The sequence below is a fragment of the Polymorphospora sp. NPDC051019 genome (genome assembly GCF_040683055.1).
Taxonomy (GTDB): Bacteria; Actinomycetota; Actinomycetes; order Mycobacteriales; family Micromonosporaceae; genus Polymorphospora; species Polymorphospora lycopeni.
The window spans coordinates 68,322-84,841 of record NZ_JBFBCH010000023.1 but is presented as its reverse complement, the minus strand read 5'-3'; the positions used below and the strand labels follow the sequence as shown (position 1 = coordinate 84,841).

Below are 16,520 nucleotides of genomic sequence, written 5' to 3'. Positions count from 1 at the left end.
GATGTGGAACACTGTGGACATTGGCGCGTCGTGCGGGCAGCACGATCAGTGTCGGAGCGCTAGACTCCGGCTGACCGGCCGATCAACTCCCCCCGTGGTTGATTGGCCGGTCCTTTTTGTGCGCCCGCCGGTTGTTGGGGCGGATGGGTGCCCGTCCGGTGCGTAGAGCGGGCACCCACCCGCCTCCGGTGACCATGCCGTCTGCCGTAACGGCATGGTCGGCGATCCGTCTCAATCCCCCCAGAGGAGACGGACCGAGGTCTAGTGGACGGCGCTGGCCGTCACGTGTTGCGGTAGCCGGAGCCACCAGGCGGCGGCGCCACGGGCCGGCTGCGGTGCGGCGGGGTCGTCCCGCAGCCGGCTGAGCAGGGCCTGCCGGCGGGCGATGCCGAGTCCGTAGACCAGGCCGCGCAGCGCCGACTCGTGCAGCGGGTCGCGGTGCCGTCGCCACAGGCGGTTGTGGTGGTCGACCGCGGCGGCCCAGTAGCGGTCGTCGCTGTGCCCGCCGAGGTGCCCGATCGCGTGGGTGGCCAGGACGACCAGCGGCCCGGGAATCCCGCTGCCGACGGTGATCCGTTCGACCAGCGGACGCTGCTCGGCGCCGCCGAGGGCACGCAGCGCCGCGATGATGCAGCCGTTGAGCTCCAGGCGTTCGGGTGCGCGGATGCCGGCGAGTTCGTCGGCCAACGCCCGGGCCAGCGGCTCCCGGTAGGGGGTCGCGGCGATCAGCATCGCGGTGTAGAGGCGGATGTCGGACAGCGGGTGGAACAGCAGTTCCCGGACCAGGGTGGGGAACATGTCGTTGGCCGGGTCGTGCGGCAGGGTGGCGGTGGTCGTGTTGACGACGCGGGTCACCACGGCGCGGGCGGTGTGCGGCGCGGCGAGCTGGCCGGTGGCGACGGCCTCGCCGACGGTGCGGTCGGCGGCCGCGGCGCGGCGCAGCGCCGCCTGCATCCCGGGCCGGTGCAGCTGCGGGGCGTGCCGCAGCAGCGCGGCGGCCAGCGGCTGGGCCTCGGCGCGGTGCGCGGGTTCGCGGACGAGTTCGACGATCAGCGCGGTCAGGTCGGTGAGCTGGTCCGCGGTGAAGTGCCCGAAGCGGATCTTGCGTACGCAGGCCAGCAGGGCACCGAGGAACGCCCGGTCGTTGGTGGGCTGGTGGAGTTGGGCGAGCACGTGCCGGCTGGCGTCGGGGTGCGGGCTGCCGTCGAGGGCACCGATCGTCTCGATGAAGACCTGGTTCTCCCGGTCGGCGCCGAGTCCGGCGCAGGCCGCGACGGCCGCCCGCTGGCACGAGGGGTGGGCGATGAGGCGGTTGAACGCCTCGAAGCGCTGCTGCCACGACAGGCCGTGGGCGACGATCATCTCGGTGAGCAGCCGCTCGGTGAGCGCGGCGCGGGCGCTGCGCGGGCTGATGATCAGGCTGGGCGCGGCGGAGACCAGCGCGGACAGTTCGTCCCACTGCCGGCCGGTCATGATCGCCGTGGACAGGGCCCGGTCGAGCAGGTCGTCGATGCGGCCGGCGGCCTCGTCGGCGGCGGGCAGGTGCCGGGCCAGCGCCGGCGCCCCGTGCCCGGGTGGGGCGGCGTAGCGGTGCAGGGTGTCGATGACGGCGGTCAGGGTGCCGGCCGGCAGGTCGAGCAGTTCCTCGTAGCGCGTCACGGCCCGGTGGGTGGGGCGTACGGCGGCGGTTTCCCAGCGGGAGATCCGGCTCTCGGTGGTGTGGCTCGGCCACGAGCCGCCGTGGAAGGCGGCGGCGAACGACTTGGCGCGGGTCCACCGCTGGTGGGGGTCGAGCAGGCGGTTGCTGCGCAGCAGCCAGGCGACCCGGTCGGCGAGCGAGGGCTGGCCGCCGCGGCGGTGGCTCGGGGGCTCCGGCGGTGCAAGGTCGACGGAGGCCGTGTGGCTAGTCGCCATGTTGCAGATCCTAGCGGCGGAGACCTATTTCATGTTTCCCGTTGCAGCGCGACAGATCCTCTGCAATCGATCTTTCGCCGTATTGGGAAGCATTTACCATACGCGTCCGTCCGGCCGCCGAAGGTCCTTCGCCGGGACCGGCTCCGCTGGCTGGGCATATCCCGTTATCCGACTAAAAGCCGGTACGGAATTGTATTTCCGCTATTGCGATGAATTGGCGGTCGTCTTGCCCGGTTCGAGCGGATGCCGCAGGCCCGGGTGGTCGGCCGGCAGCGAGCGGCGGATCACCCACCAGCTGACCGCCAGGCAGGCGGCGACCAGCGGCCAGGTCAGCGCCGCCCGGGCGGCGGTCAGCGCGACGACCTGGTCGGCGAAGTAGAGCGGCAGGAAGACGAGCAGCCGGATCACGTACTGGCCGACCCACACCCAACTGCCCCGGCTGTATGCCCGCAGCAGGGCCGGATCGCGCCGCCACCGGGTCCGCTGCCCGAGGACGGTGCCGACCACGACACCGAGCAGCGGCCAGCGCACCACGATGCTGACGATCCAGGCCAGCGCGCTGGCCGCGTTGGACACCAGTTGCAGCAGGAAGAAATCGGTGGCCCGGCCGGTGCGCAGGGCGATCAGCGCGGCGACGCAGACGGCGAGCAGGCCGACGAGCACCGAGCGGGGCCGGTCACCACGGCGCAGCCGCCAGCCGGCCACCACCAGCGCGACGACCAGCGCGGCGACGACACCGCCGATGATCGACTGGCCGGTCAGCAGCCAGCCGACACCGAACGCGACCGGCGGCAGGGTGGCGTCGATCGCGCCCCGGCGACCGCCGAGCAGGTCGGCGAGGGATTCGCGGTCGTCCGCGCCCGGCGCCGTCATCACACCTCCCACGGCAATGCGTTAGGCGAGCCTAACCTAGGGTGCTGCCGCGGTCGAGGTGTCCTTGGTCATCAGTGCCCGCAGGAACGACAACCCGTCGACCGCCACTGCGTCCCGGCTCGCCGCCAGCGGCCGCCACACCGACATCGGCACCTCCAGGCCCGCCGCCGTGAACGACTCGATGCACAACGGACCGGCGTACCCGACGTCCTCCAGCGCGCCGAGGATCGCCGGCCAGTCGAAGTGGTCGGCGCCGGGCGTACCCCGGTCGTTGGCGCAGACCTGGACGTGGACCAGGCGGTCGCCGGCGGCCCGGAACGCGGCGGCGACGTCGCGTTCCTCGATGTTGACGTGGAAGGTGTCCAGGGCGATGCCCAGCCCGTCGACGCCGTCGACGACCTCCAGGGTCTGCTCGACGGTGTTCAGCAGGCTGCTGTCGAACCGGTTGAGCGGTTCGAGCCCGAGCGTCACCCCGTGCTCGGCGGCGTAGCCGGCCAGCGGTCGCAGCCGCGCGACCAGCCGGGCCAGCGTGTCACGGCGGCCGTCAGCGGACAGCGGCCACCGCCGGCCCGCCGGGGAGTACAGCGGCCCGGCGACCACGGCGGCGCCGACCGTCGCCGCCGCCCGCACACAGCCGCGGACGAAGTCACCGGTACGCCCCAGCACCTCGGCGTCGTCGGTCAGCAGGTCGTGGTCGGGCAGCAGCCCGGCACAGATGGTCGCGCCCAGCCCGTGGGCGGCGAGCAGGTCGGCGGCGTACGCCGGATCCCAGTCGCCGGTCGACATCATCGGCAACTCGACGACGTCAAACCCCCAGTCGCTGATCCGTGGCACCAGCCGGGTGAGCGCGTCGTCGGTCAACGGCGACACCCACACCCAGGTGTTGACGCCGATCGGGTAACCAGTCATCAGAAGTCCGCGAAGAGGTAGGGGATCTGGCGGGGGAACAGCAGCCGTAGCTGTGCGGCCGCGTCGTCGGGCACGGTGCCCAGGCCGCGCAGCCGGGCCTCGACCGGGTCGAGGACGCCGTAGAACAGGCCGGACAGGCCCGCGACGGTCAGCGTGGCCGCCGGGGCCGGCCCGTCGCCGCGGGTCACCTCCAGTCGACCCGAGCCGCCGTCGAGCACGTACCGGCCGGCGACGAACGGGTCGTCGACGACCTCGACCGCGACCCGGCCCGGGCCGGCGGGCACCCCGGCGAGCGCCTCCAGCGACAGCACGCGGGCCATCGGCCCACCCCGGCGCGGGAAGTTGACGTCCGCCTCGGTGCGGGCCGCGAGGTCGGTCACCCACAGTTCGGGTACGTCGTCGGCGCCGACGAGCACGCTGGCCCGCGACACCTGGTCGACGTGCCGGGCCAGGAACCGCAACAGCAGGGCTCGACCCAGCGGCCCGGTCACCAGCAGGTCGTCGCCGACCAGTTCACCGCCGTAGCCCTCGATCCGGTACGTCAGCGCGCCGACGACCTCGCCGTCGACGCGGGCGGTGGCCAGCCAGCGCGGTTCCAGGTCGCGCAGCACGTGCCCGCGCCGCTCCGGAAACACCGCGAACCCGTGCCGTTGGCCGAGCAGCCGCAGCGTCAGGTCGCGGAAGTCGTCGTAGCGGTCGGCGACCGGGCCCCAGTCGACATCGCCGGGCAGGTCGGCGCGCTGCAACCCGGCGAGGTCGGCCGGCGCGAACGTCGTCCGGCGGGCGCGCGGCATCCCGGCGTAGCCAAACTTTTCGTAGAAAGACGGTCGAAAGGGATAGAGGGCACTTACCGCGTGCCCGTCGTCGCGCATGTCGCCGAGCAGCCGGGTCAGCAGGACGCGGGCGTGACCCTGCCGGCGGGCCGGCGGATCGGTGACGACCGCCGCCACCCCGGCCATGCGGTGTACGACCCCACGCACGTTCTGCCGCATCGGGATGCCGGCCACCGCGGCGACCGTACGCCCGTCGACCTCGGCGATCAGGTTGACGCTGTCCTCGTTGTACGGCGCGTACCGGCGGGCCCGGTCGAGCCGGTCGGCGGCGGGCGGCGAGGACTCGAAGGCGTACGCGGCCAAGGGAAAGGCGGTGGTCAGCCGTTCCTCGGCGTCTACCCGGCGGATGCGCATCAGGCCGGGCCGGTCATGATCGGCACAGTCATGCCGCGAGGCTACCCGGGTGGGATCGCCACCCGCGGGGCGGGCCGCCACGGGGGAAAACGTGTTGGCCGGGACGCCGTCGCGGGGTGAGGATCACGGCATGGCTTCACCTGGCCCCGACGGTCGTGCCGGAATCGACGCCGCGCTCGTGCGGCGCCTGATCGCCGCACAGTTTCCACAGTGGAGCGACCTGCCGTTGGTGCCGGTGGAGGTCGACGGCTGGGACAACCGGACCTACCGGCTCGGCGACGACATGACCGTACGGCTGCCGACCGCCGCCGGGTACGTGCCCGGGGTGGCCAAGGAGAACGAGTGGCTTCCGAGGCTGGCGCCGGCGCTGCCGGTCGCCGTACCGCCGGTGCTGGCCATGGGCGAGCCGGGTGAGGGCTACCCCTTCCCGTGGTCGGTGCGCGGCTGGCTGCCCGGCGAGACGGTCGACCGGGCACACATCGACGACATTCCACAGTTCGCCGCCTCGGTCGCCGGGTTCGTCCGGGCCCTGCACCGCTGTGACACCACGGGCGGCCCGGCCGCCGGCGAGCACAGCTTCTGGCGGGGAGCCACACCGGCCCAGTACGACGACCAGACCCGCCGCTGCCTGACCGCGCTCGCCGGGCACGTCGACACCGCCCGGGCCGCCGCCGTCTGGGAGGCCGCCGTCACGAGCCGGTTCGACGCGGTACCGGTGTGGTTCCACGGCGACATCGCCCCGGGAAACCTGCTGGTCGCCGACGGGAAACTGGCGGCGGTCATCGACTTCGGCACCTCCGGCGTCGGCGACCCGGCCTGCGACCTGGTGATCGCCTGGACGATGTTCGCGGGCGACAGCCGCGAGGCGTTCCGGGCGGTGGTCGACCTGGACGACGGCACGTGGGCGCGGGCCCGTGGCTGGGCACTGTGGAAGGCACTGCTGGTCATGGCCGACTCGCTCGGCACCGACCCGGAACGGGCCGCCGCCAACGAGCGGGTGATCGGCGAGGTCCTCGCCGACCACGACCGCCGCGGCTAGCGCGGGCCGGACCCGCGTTGTGCAGCCGTCCGGCGGAGCCGGCCGGCGTTGGGCCGCGACAGCATGCGGTTCCGTGCCCGGGGGATGATGCCCGTCATGGCGACTCCTGCCGATGCCCACCCGCGGCGAACGGGCGACCAGATCAAGGTCTGGTTCCGGTTCGTGCCGCGCGAGGGCTGGCTGCCGTACGACACCGAGGGCCTGTGGGCGACCGTGCTCGGCCTGGACACGGCCCGGGTGGACAACGTGCCGTTCCTGCAGAACGGGATCGCGCAAGGTGACGTCGTCCGGTTCGTGACCGACGCAGAAGGCGTGCACTGGGCCCGGGACCTGGTCCGGGCGTCCGGGCACTGCGTGGTCCGTGTCCTACCGGTGCCGGGCGGGCCTCTCGGCCCGAACGCGTCTGCAGTGCACGCGGAGTTCGAGCGATTCGGTCTGGGCGGCGAGGTCTTCAGCCAGGCGCTGCCCCTCGTCGCCTTCGACGTGCCCGATGACGCCGATCTCGCCGGGATCAAGCAGGTGCTCACGGTGGGTGTGTCGAACGGCTGGTGGCATTTCGAGGTGGGATGTGCCACCGACCGTTGGCGGGTCGCGTAGCGGATGGCATCGATCGTGAGCCGGGAGGACGGCGGATGGCAGGCACGTACGTGATGGACGCGGCGGAAGCCGTCGCGTTGCTGGACCGGCTCGCGGACCACGGGGTCGAGGTGTGCGTGGGCGGCGGTTGGGCCGTCGACGCGCTGCTGGGAGAACAGACCCGGGAGCATTCCGACCTTGACGTGTGGTTGCCGGCCACCCATCTGGAGCGACTTTTCGTTGCGTTCGCCGGGACCGGGCTGGATCGGATCCTTCCGTGGCCGGGTGACCGGCCGTGGAACTTCGTCCTGCATGACGGCGTGCGGCTGCGGGTGGACCTGCACCTGTATGAGCCGGTTGCGGAGGGGACGCTGCACTACGGCCCGGTGGTCGACGGTCTGCTGTTTCCCGCCGAGGCCCTCGCGGGCCGGGGCCTGATCGCGGGGGTACCGGTGTGGTGTGAGGCCGCCGGGTGGGCGGTGCGCTGGCACACGGGCTATCCGCCGCGGGATGTGGATCGGCACGACGTGCCGTTGCTGTGCGCGCGGTTCGGGATCGACCTGCCGGAAGCGTTCCGGTAGCTTGCGGCGCTGTCAGCTGCCTGAGCGTGATTGCATGGCCGGTGACGGGTAGACGGTGAACACCCGCTGGCCGTCCAGCCACTCGGTGAGCCTCCGCGCTTCGGATCGCAACGATTTGTGAGCCGGCGGGGTGACTTCTTCGAGAAGTCTCAGCTGCACCACGCCATCGGCGTCCTGTATCCAGGCACCCGCCACACGCCTGTCGACCCACACGGTCGTTCCGGCGTTGCCTGCGCTGTCGAACAACTGGGGTGCGTGCGGGCCGAGAAAGAAGTCCCGCCCTTTCCAGCCCATCACGGTAGGGTCGAGCAGCGGCAGGAGCGCAACCCAGGATTCGGGGGCGGTGACCGGATCGAGGTCGTCCTTTCGCAGCCAGCCGATCGAGCCGTCCTCCAGGGTCACGCCTTGTGCTCCGAGGTCTTCGAGCGCGGTTCGAACCGCGGCCTTGGTGCCGAGGATCGCGGCACGCCGTCGGCGAGGTGGTCCAGGACGGCGACCTCCGCGGCCTGCAACCAGGCCGCGCCTTCCCCGTCCGGTACGGAGCCCCAGCGTTCCAGGTCTTTGACGAATCGGGTGCGGTTGGCCGCGGCGAAGCGCGCGGAGGCGCTTCCCCAGGCGGCTGGGATCAGATCGCGGGGGAAACACGAAGAGCGTTTCGCGCATGGCTTGCTGCCTGACCAGGGAGCGCGTGTCGTATAGCGCTCGTTCAACGTCCTCGACGCTGATTTGCTCGGCGCGTGCCCAGCAGGAGAGATGCACGCTCGGTGGATCGGTCGCGTGCAGGCACACGACCGCACGAGCAGCATCTTCGGGTGACTGCACCCGAACCGACTGTGCCAGGGCATGCCTGACGCCCAGCCGCGCAGGACGCTCTTCATCCGTCACCAACCGCACGATGGGGATGGCACCCTTCCGCATCAGGACGCTCCACGTTCGGTGGCGGCGAGGAGTCGCTGTCCCCAGCCGCGCATGTAGTCGATGGCTTCGGGTGGGCCGTGGACGACGAAGGGGGCTCCGATGGCTGCGAGGCAGAAGGCGGCCCAGTCGAGTGACTCTGTGGGGATGTAGACCTCGCATGAGGTGTCGTCGATGGGTTCGACGCTGCCGTATTGCGCGACCTCCTGCTTGACCCGACCGGGCGGAGCCTGAACTGTCGCGTGGACCGGGTACTTCGCGGGCATCGATCTGATCTCGCGGTACACGTACTCGACGGGATCGGATTCGGGAAGCTGGCGCTGGGCGAACTTCATGCCACTTCGGATCGGGTTGTCGATCCGATCGATGCGGAAGGTGCGCCAGTCTGATCGGTCGAGGTCCCAGGCGATGAGGTAGAGGCGGTAGTCCACGCTGACGGTTCGGTGCGGGTGGACGGTTCGCTCGGAAATCGAGCCGTCTCGTGCCTGGTAGGTGAAACTCAGCGCCTCATGGTCGCGGCAGGCCAAGGCGACGGTGGTCAGCGACGCGACATCGGCGATGTTCGTACGTTGACGATCAACCCGAGGTGTGGCAACGCTTCGCAAGCTGTGGACGCGACGACGGATGCGCACCGGAAGCACCTGCACGATCTTCGCCATCGCGCCGACAGCGGCCTCCGCAGATGTGGGGTGGATGCCGGAGGCGACCTCCTTGAGTCCCATGACCACGGCAGCGGCCTCGTCTTCGCTGAGCACCAGCGCGGCGAAGCCCACGACGACCGGCGGCGACCACCGCGGTCCAGCGCCGGCCGGGGACCAGGGTGGGCAGGCCGTTGTAGAACGGGAAGTCGAGGCCGTCGGGGCGCTCGATGCGTCGTCCGAAGCGTCCGTGTGGAGGTGGCGTGGCGGCGGTGCGAGCCATGGCGGTCTCCTGTCGTCGACGGACCGGTGAGCCGACGGCCATCCGCCCGCCCGTCGAGCGGGCGCACTGTCGGTGACGTCACGCCGACCCTTCCAGCTCAATGGCTGGTCCGCAGGGTGGACGCGGTCCGTGACGCCCGTACGGTGGACTGGCCTACCGTCGCCAGCGCAGTGGGCCGGGGTGCAGCGACCACAGCAGTCGCCGCCACCAGGACTGCCGCGCGCGGAGCGTGTCCGTGTACGCGGTCGCCCGGTCGGCGGCCCGGCGGGCGTCGTCGTCGCTGGCGGCCTCGGGCGCGAACGCGGCCCGGTTCACCAGGTTCGCGAGGTCGTCCAGTGGCGGCAGCGGGGGTCGTATCTTCCCCGCGGCGGCCGGGTCCGCGGCCGTGTCCGGCGGGTCCGGTACGGGCGGCGGGGTGGCCGCCGCGGCGGCGTGGGCCGCGACCTCGGTGGCGGCCAGGTGCGGCGGGGCGGGCCGGCCGGCGAGGCGCAGCGCGTCGGTCACCTCCCGCCAGGCGCCGGCGATCCGTTGCGGGGGCGGGCCGTCGGCGAGCCGGCGTCGCCGCTGGGCCCGGCGCAGCAGGACGACCAGTGCCGCCAGGCCGGCCGCCAGCACGACGAGCAGGCCGGCGCCGCCGGACGCGAGCAGCGGGCCGGACAGGCCGCCCGGACGTGGCCGGTCGGCCGCCGCCTCGGTGCTCGGTTCGGCGCCGGGTGTGTCGGTCGGTTCCGGCTCCTCGGTCGGCGGCGGGGTCGGCTCCTGCGGCGGGGGCCGGAAGTCCTGCTCGACCGGGCGGGGCTGGGTGTCGGGGCGGGGGAGCGGGTCGAAGGCGACCCAGCCCGGCCCGGTGAAGTAGACCTCGGGCCAGGCGTAGGCGTCGCCGCCGCGGACCGGACCGGTGCCGGTGGCGCTGCGGAACCCGACGACGACCCGGGTGGGCAGGCCGGTCAGCCGGCCCAGTACGGCGAACGACGCCGCGAACTGCTCGGAGGTGCCGCGCTGCCCGCCGGCGTTGCGCGGACCGAAGAGGAAGAACTCCAGGTTGGGGTAGGCGTGGCCGCTGGGGGCGTCGGCGTCGAGCCGGTAGTGGGTGGAGAGGAACTCCTCGATGGCCAGCGCCCGGTCGTAGGGGGCGCCGTTGTCGGTCGCGAGCTGGTCGGCGAGGCGCCGCATCCGGTCGGGTGTGCCGTCGCCGACCCGCAGCACGCGGGCCACGGCCGGCCCGGCCGGTACGTCGGCGGTCGACAGCAGGTTGGCGTCGGGGCGTTCCCGGGCCGAGGTGACGGTGTATCGCAGGCCGGGGGTGAGGCCGTCGGGGTGGATCAGGGTGCCGGTGTCCTGGTCGTAGGCGATGCGGGCGCCGTCGACCTGCCGCGGGGTCGGTACGGCGGGCAGCAGCCGGCCGGTCAGGTCGGCGACGGTGATCTCCTGGCGGACGGTGTCGACGGTCGTGTCCGGGTTGGGGGTCGGTGGTGGCAGGATGCGGCCGGCGTTGCGGTAGGTGGCGCCGACGCGCCAGGTGACGCCGTCGTAGTCGGACAGTACGGCGAGCCGGATCCGGGTCGGTGCCCCGGCCGGCCCGGCGTCGTCGGTGCCCTCGTCGGGGGTCGGCTGGTCGGGGTCGGCCGCGGCGCCGTCCGTGGCCGGTCCGGCGCCGCCATTGTCGAGGGTGGTCACGTCGAACAGCAGTTGTTCTGGTTCGAGTGCCCAGCCGGAGATCCGGATCAGGGGATTCTCGTCGAGGCTGTCGACCTGTGGCGGCTGCACGTAGCGGCGCGGGTCGACCGGGGTGCCGCCGACCCGGGTGGCGACGACCGGTGCGACCGCGGCGGCGAGCGCGACGACGACGGCGGCACCGGCCGCGCTGCCGGCGACGGCCCGGGCCCTGGTCGCGGCCCGGGTTCGCGCCGGGGTGTCGTCGCCGGTGGCCGCGACGGGCTGTGCCGGGCCGTACGGCGCCGAGGCGGCGGGCGGCCCGGTCCGGCCGGGGGTGGAGACGGCCGGACGCCCGGTGACCGCCAGCCCGACGACGGCGGCGGCGGCGAAGGCGAGGGTGAGCCAGCGGGCCTGGTCGGCGTTCGGGCCGACGACGTAGACGGCCCCGGCGTAGAGCAGCGTCGGCGGCAGGTAGCCGAGCAGGGGCCGGGCCGCCCGTAGCGCCACCTCGGTGCCGGCCAGCCCGGTCAGCCACGCCGCGACCAGCGGCACGATCACCGTGTCGGGGATCGCCTCGACCGGGATCATCGAGGTGAGCAGGCGCGGTATCCCGTTGCGGACCGCGTCGGCGACGAGGACGCCGAGCGGGTCGGGCAGGTCGGCGCGGCCGGCGGCCAGGCGAAGGGCGAGCAGGGTGTAGCCGGTCATCGCCGCCACCGACAACGGGGCGACGAGCCAGGACGGCAGCCGCCGGGCGGCGACGCCGACCGCGACCGAGCCGGCGGCGGCGCCCCAGATCAACTGGGTCAGCAGGGGGCCGGCGTAGATGCGGCCGAGGGCCTCGCCGGCGAGGCCGATCATCGCGATCAGGGTGACGGCGACCGGCAGGTCACGGGACCACCTCACCATCGGTCCACCCCGTTCCAGGCGGCGGCGAACCGGGCGCCGTCCGCGACGTCGATGACGACCACACCGGCGGAGCCGCCGCCGGTGCCGCCGGTCGGCCGGCCACCTGGTCCGGCCGGGCCGGCCGGCTCGACGTGGCCAACGGTGGGCGGCTGCCCGGCCGGGTCGAAGACGGCGACGACCACCGACGGGTACGCCCCGTGCAGCGCGCCGAGCCGGCCCAGGTCGGCGCGGCCGCCCGGCCCGGTCAGGAAGACCAGGGTGTCGCCGAGCCGCTGCTGCCGCAGCCGGTCGGTCGCGGTACGCAGCGGGTCGTCGCCGCTCCGGCCGCCGCGTGAGCCGCCGCCGGGTGAGAGGCCGCTGCGCGTGCCGCCGCGTGAGGTGCTGTCGCCCGGGTTGCCGTGGCGCAGGTCGGCTTCGGTGAGCCGGTCGAGGTAACCGCCCTGCCCGCTGTCGGGGACGACCAGCAGCAGGCTGACGGTGAGGCCCTCCCGGGTAGCGGCGGCGACGACGGACGCGGCCGCCTCGCACGCCGACTCGAACGTGGCGGCGGACCCGTCGACGACCGGGTGGGCGACCGCTCGGTTGTCGAGCAGGACGACGATCGTCGGCAGGCTGGTGTCGACGTGTTCGCGGACCATCAGCTCACCGACGCGGGCGCTGGTGCGCCAGTGCACGCGGCGCAGCTCGTCGCCGACGACGTACTCGCGCAGCGAGTCGAAGGTGATCGAGCCGTGCGGCACCCGGTCGATCTGGCCGTCGAGACTGCGGGCGACACCGGCCGGGACCGCCGACAGCGGGTGGACGCGCGGGTGCACCCAGACGTCGGTGACCGGGCCGTGCCGGCGCGAGAACCGGACCAGGCCGAGCACGTCGCGGCCGGTGACCCGCAGCGGACCGACCGGGATCACGCCGCGGCGGTGCGTCGGCACCGGATAGCTGACCGTGGTGTCGTGGCCGGGACGTAGCCGCAGCAGCGGCACGGCGACCGGCTGGTTTCCGCACCGGTCCTCGGCGACCAGGCTGGCCCGCCGCAGCCGGCCGGCGTTGCGGACGGTGAGCGTCATCGTCGCCGGCTCGCCGCGGGCGACCCGGTCCGGTTCGGCGACCCGGGTGACCCCGAGCCGGGGGCGTCCGGCGGCGTAGCCGAGCGCGCACACCACGGCGACGGCGGCGCAGGTGCCGAGCAGGGCCAGTTCGGGGTATCCGAACCGGAAGCCGGCGGCCAGCAGGACGGCGGCGGCGCACAGCAGCGCCACCCCCCGTGACGTCAACCTCATCGGCGGGTCAGGTGCCGCTGGCGGCGAGTTGCCCGGCCGGCAGCGGTACCGGCACCGACCGGACCACGTCGTCGAGGATTTCGGTGGCGGTGCCGCCGTGGAGCTGGGCGTCGGCCGACAGCAGGATGCGATGGGCGAAGACCGGGCCGAGCAGCGCCTTGAGGTCTTCGGGCAGCACGTAGCCGCGCCCGTCGACGAGCGCGTACGCGCAGGCGGCGCGGGTCAGCGCGATGACGCCACGGGGGCTGACCCCGACCCGTACGCGCGGGTGGTCACGGGTCGCGGCGGCCAGCCGTACGGCGTAGGCGTAGAGCGGGTCGGCGATGTGGACCCGCTGCGCCATCCGGATCATCTCGCCGACGGTGGTCGTGTCGGTGACCGGTTCCAGCGCCTCGGGGGAGCGGGTCGTGGCACCGCGCAGGACCTCGATCTCGACGGCCTCGTCGGGGTAGCCGACGGACAGTTTGACCAGGAACCGGTCGAGCTGGGCCTCCGGCAGCCGGTAGGTGCCGTCCATCTCGACCGGGTTCTGGGTCGCGACGACCAGGAACGGGCGCGGTACCGGGTGCCGTACGCCGTCGACGGTGACGGTCCGCTCCTCCATCACCTCCAGCAGCGCCGACTGGGTCTTCGGCGACGCCCGGTTGATCTCGTCGGCGATGACGATGTTGGCGAAGACCGGGCCGGGGTGGAACTCGAAGCCCCGGGTGCCCTGGTTGAAGATCGTGACGCCGGTGACGTCGGACGGCAGCAGGTCGGGGGTGAACTGGATCCGCCGCCACTGCCCGTGCACGCTGGCGGCGACCGCGCGGGCCAGGGTGGTCTTGCCGACCCCGGGTACGTCCTCCAGCAGCACGTGCCCCTGGGCGAACAACGCGGTCAGCGCCAGCCGTACGACGTCGGGCTTGCCGAGCACCACCGAGCCGACGTTGCCGGCGAGCCGGGTGGCGAGGGCGGCGAAGCCCTGCACCTCGTGCGGTGCGAGCGGCTGCGGGGTGGGCGGCACGGTGGTGCTCCTCAGGGTTGCGGGCGGTTCAGCAGTTGGGGAGGACGTTGACGTCGTCGCCGCCGTCGAGGTTGATCCAGACCCACGGGATGTAGTTGCGGCCCTGGTAGTCGACCTGGATCCACCAGGTGCTGCGCTTGTTGTCGTTGTAGATGTAGGCGAAGACCTCCTCGCCACGCACCTTGCAGTAGGTGGCGAGCCGGGTGCCGGGCCGGGCCCAGCCGGCCTGCCGGTCGTTGTCCTGCCTCGGCACCTCGAAGATCTCGTTGCCGTTGCGGCCGGCGTGGTCGCGGTCGCAGTAGGTCGCTTCCTCGCCGGAGTCGCCGTTGCGGCAGGTCGCCGTCCCGTACAGGATCTCGGTGGCCCGGCTGCCGGTGGCGGTGCCCTCGCCGGCGGCGTTCTCGGCGGTGACGGTGAACCGGTGGGTCGTCCCCGGCCGCACCCCGCGTACGGTCAGCGACGTGCAGCCGCCGGTCGCGGTGGTCGCCCCGGCGATCGCCAGCGAGCAGGTCGCCTGGCCGCCACCGGTGTCGGTGGTGAACGTGACGGTCACGCTGGTCGCGGTCGCCGAGCTGCCGGTGACGGTGACCCGTGGCGGCGCGACGGTGCGGGCGGTGTCGGTGGCCTCGGGGCCCTCGCCGGCGGCGTTGACCGCTCGGACCCGGACCGTGACGTTCTGGCCGTCGCCGAGCCCCTCGACGCGGGCCCGGGTGTCGGTGACCTCGGTGCGCCGGCCGCCGGCCTCGACGACGTAATGGCTGATCGGGCGGCCGTTGGCGGCCGGGGCCGCCCAGACGACCTGCACGGTTCCGGGCCGGTCGGCGACGGTGGAGGCGGCCAGCGCCCCCGGCCGCCCCGGCGCCGTGTACGGCACCACGGTGTTGCTGACCGGCGACGCTGCCGAGGCGGCGCCGTTGGCGCTGACGGCCGAGACGGTGAACGCGTACTGGGTGCCGTATTCGAGTTCGCCGGCCGGGATGACGAGTTCGGTGTTGCGGGAGTCGCCGGCGGGCGCGGTCGCGCCGGCGGACACGGCGGTCACGGTGTAGCGGGCGATCCGGTGGCCCTGGCCGTCCGACGCCGGCCAGCGCACCAGCACGGTCCCGTCGGCGCGTTCCTCGGCGGTGACCTCCGTCGGCGCGACCGGCACCTCGGAGGTCGGCACGACCGGGTTGCTGGTGCGGGCCGGGCCGGGACCCTTGGCGTTGACGGCGTGGACCGAGAACCGGTATGTCTCGCCGTTGGTCAGCCCGGTGACCTCGAACGAGCGCTGGTTGGCGCCGACCTCGAAGGTGCGGCCGTCGCCCTCGACGACGTAGCGGGTGATGGTGGAGCCGTTGGCGGCCGCCGCCCGCCAGGTGATCCGGGCGCGGGCGTCGCCGGCCGTCGCGGTGACGGTGCGCGGCGCGCTCGGCTTGTCGACCACCGGCTTCGTCGGCGGCGGCGGGGCCGGCGGGTCCGGCGGCGGGTCGCCGCCCAGGATGTCGTTGGCGTACTTGTCGACGACCCGCACCTCGTGCTTGTCGTCCACGACGCGGGCGGTCGAGGAGTTCGGTGCGTTGATGAACAGCCGGCCCTCGCGCACCTCCAGTTCGAGCGGACCGCCGGCCCCCTTGACCTCGATCCGGTCGACGAGCTGGCCGGCGAGGTCGAAGGAGTAGACGGTGCCGGTGTCCTCGTCGGCGCAGTAGAACCGGTCGGCGAACGACACCGCCGGCCGCAGCCGCACACCGTTGCCGGGGACCGCGAACTGGCGTACGCCGCTGTCGTCCACGACGTAGATCTGCCGCTCCTCGGCGACGGTGACCGGCACCCGGTCGCCGCTGGTGTGGGTGGGCAGCGCACCCGGTCCGCCGGTGGTCAGGGTGACGACCTTCTGGTCCTCGCCGCGCACGGTGGTCAGCGTGTTCGCCGTCCGGTTGAGGACGGCGACCCCGTCGTCGAGGGTGGAGATGGTCAGGTCGTGGCTGGGTTCGGCGACGGCGACGGTGCGGACCTGCTTGGGGCTGACCCCTTCGCCGGCGGCGCTCGCCGCGGTCGGCGCGGCCGACGGCAGCGGCGCCGCGGTCACCGCGGAGACGGTGCCCTCGCTGGGTACGGCGATCCACAGCCGGCCGTCGCCGTCGAACGCCCCGCCGGTGATGCCCGGCGGGTAGCGGACGGGTTCGCCGATGGGGACCAGGGTGCGCGGGTCGAGCTGCCGGACCAGGCCCTGGACGGCGTCGACGACGAACGCGGCGTCGCCGTGCAGGGCGACGCTGACGCCGAATCCGGCGGTCGTCGGCGTCGTCGCGGTGATCTGCAGGGTGGCCAGGTCGAGGGAGCTGACCTGGCCGGTGTCGAGGTCGCGCAGCAGCAGGAACCGGTCGGTCTGGACGACCTGCATCGGGTGGCTGCGGGTCTGCGGCACCGCGACGCGGGTGTCGACCCGGCCGGTGACGCCGTTGACCCGGGCGGCCTCGCCACGGGCGACGCTCCACAGCCAGGAGCTGGCGTCGTAGCTGGCCACCGCGTTGTCGGCGGAGCCGAGACCGAGCACCGTCAGGCCCATCGCGGCGACGAGCGCCAGGACGGTGCCGACGGTGACGAGACCGCCCCGGGGGCGGGACCAGCGGGGGAGGAGCCGGCTGAACCGTTTCCGGCCGTCGGGCGGCGGCGCCGTCGTGCTGCCGGTGTCGCCGCTGGCTGTGGTGACCACGTTCCTGCCTCCCCGTGTGCGGTCGATGTCTCCGCACTTTGCAGTGTGTGTTCCTCCCC

At 73.4% G+C, this 16,520-nt stretch carries 13 protein-coding genes; 3 read left to right on the top strand and 10 right to left on the bottom strand.

Features of this window, described 5'->3' with window-relative positions; genetic code table 11:
- Positions 1 to 261: 261 nt before the first annotated feature.
- The 4 genes from AB0M79_RS30290 to AB0M79_RS30275 form a co-directional block, all read right to left on the bottom strand.
- Positions 262 to 1,914 carry a hypothetical protein gene (locus tag AB0M79_RS30290; RefSeq protein ID WP_364220252.1) on the bottom strand — a complete coding sequence of 551 codons (1,653 nt, stop codon included), beginning with the start codon at positions 1,912 to 1,914 and terminating at the stop codon, positions 262 to 264.
- A 201-nt stretch (positions 1,915 to 2,115) separates the two neighbouring features.
- Positions 2,116 to 2,787: a DUF3159 domain-containing protein gene (locus AB0M79_RS30285; RefSeq protein WP_357541807.1), complete on the bottom strand. Its 672-nt coding sequence runs from the start codon at positions 2,785 to 2,787 to the stop codon at positions 2,116 to 2,118.
- A 36-nt stretch (positions 2,788 to 2,823) separates the two neighbouring features.
- Positions 2,824 to 3,696 carry a sugar phosphate isomerase/epimerase family protein gene (locus AB0M79_RS30280; protein WP_364220248.1) on the bottom strand — a complete coding sequence of 291 codons (873 nt, stop codon included), beginning with the start codon at positions 3,694 to 3,696 and terminating at the stop codon, positions 2,824 to 2,826.
- Complete coding sequence (locus AB0M79_RS30275) at positions 3,696 to 4,883, bottom strand: GNAT family N-acetyltransferase (protein ID WP_364220245.1); 1,188 nt, start codon at positions 4,881 to 4,883, stop codon at positions 3,696 to 3,698. Before AB0M79_RS30275 ends, AB0M79_RS30280 begins: the two co-directional genes overlap by 1 nt.
- A gap of 130 nt (positions 4,884 to 5,013) precedes the next feature.
- Here AB0M79_RS30275 and AB0M79_RS30270 point away from each other — a divergent pair, with 130 nt between their 5' ends.
- The 3 genes from AB0M79_RS30270 to AB0M79_RS30260 all read left to right on the top strand — a co-directional run bounded on the left by AB0M79_RS30270 (position 5,014) and on the right by AB0M79_RS30260 (position 7,079).
- A complete protein-coding gene (locus AB0M79_RS30270) occupies positions 5,014 to 5,922 on the top strand; it encodes an aminoglycoside phosphotransferase family protein (protein WP_364220242.1) in 909 nt (302 codons plus the stop codon).
- Positions 5,923 to 6,018: 96 nt separating this feature from the next.
- On the top strand, positions 6,019 to 6,519 hold the full coding sequence (locus AB0M79_RS30265) for a DUF4265 domain-containing protein (RefSeq protein ID WP_364220239.1): 501 nt from the start codon (positions 6,019 to 6,021) through the stop codon (positions 6,517 to 6,519).
- A gap of 35 nt (positions 6,520 to 6,554) precedes the next feature.
- Complete coding sequence (locus AB0M79_RS30260; protein WP_364220236.1) at positions 6,555 to 7,079, top strand: aminoglycoside nucleotidyltransferase; 525 nt, start codon at positions 6,555 to 6,557, stop codon at positions 7,077 to 7,079.
- Positions 7,080 to 7,091: 12 nt separating this feature from the next.
- Here the strand turns inward: AB0M79_RS30260 and AB0M79_RS30255 are convergent, their stop codons facing one another.
- The 6 genes from AB0M79_RS30255 to AB0M79_RS30230 form a co-directional block, all read right to left on the bottom strand.
- Positions 7,092 to 7,997 (bottom strand): crosslink repair DNA glycosylase YcaQ family protein, encoded by a 906-nt coding sequence (locus tag AB0M79_RS30255; RefSeq protein WP_364220233.1) that lies wholly within the window; start codon positions 7,995 to 7,997, stop codon positions 7,092 to 7,094.
- Entirely contained in the window at positions 7,997 to 8,767 is a 771-nt protein-coding gene (locus AB0M79_RS30250; RefSeq protein ID WP_364220230.1) for a WYL domain-containing protein, read from the bottom strand. Before AB0M79_RS30250 ends, AB0M79_RS30255 begins: the two co-directional genes overlap by 1 nt.
- A 301-nt stretch (positions 8,768 to 9,068) precedes the next feature.
- Positions 9,069 to 11,480, bottom strand: a complete 2,412-nt coding sequence (locus AB0M79_RS30245; RefSeq protein ID WP_364220227.1) for a transglutaminaseTgpA domain-containing protein — start codon at positions 11,478 to 11,480, stop codon at positions 9,069 to 9,071.
- Positions 11,474 to 12,757 carry a DUF58 domain-containing protein gene (locus tag AB0M79_RS30240; RefSeq protein WP_364220224.1) on the bottom strand — a complete coding sequence of 428 codons (1,284 nt, stop codon included), beginning with the start codon at positions 12,755 to 12,757 and terminating at the stop codon, positions 11,474 to 11,476. The genes AB0M79_RS30245 and AB0M79_RS30240 overlap by 7 nt, the downstream gene beginning before the upstream one ends.
- 7 nt (positions 12,758 to 12,764) lie before the next feature.
- On the bottom strand, positions 12,765 to 13,763 hold the full coding sequence (locus tag AB0M79_RS30235; protein WP_364220221.1) for a MoxR family ATPase: 999 nt from the start codon (positions 13,761 to 13,763) through the stop codon (positions 12,765 to 12,767).
- A 28-nt stretch (positions 13,764 to 13,791) separates the two neighbouring features.
- On the bottom strand, positions 13,792 to 16,461 hold the full coding sequence (locus tag AB0M79_RS30230) for a fibronectin type III domain-containing protein (protein WP_364220218.1): 2,670 nt from the start codon (positions 16,459 to 16,461) through the stop codon (positions 13,792 to 13,794).
- Positions 16,462 to 16,520 lie beyond the last annotated feature (59 nt).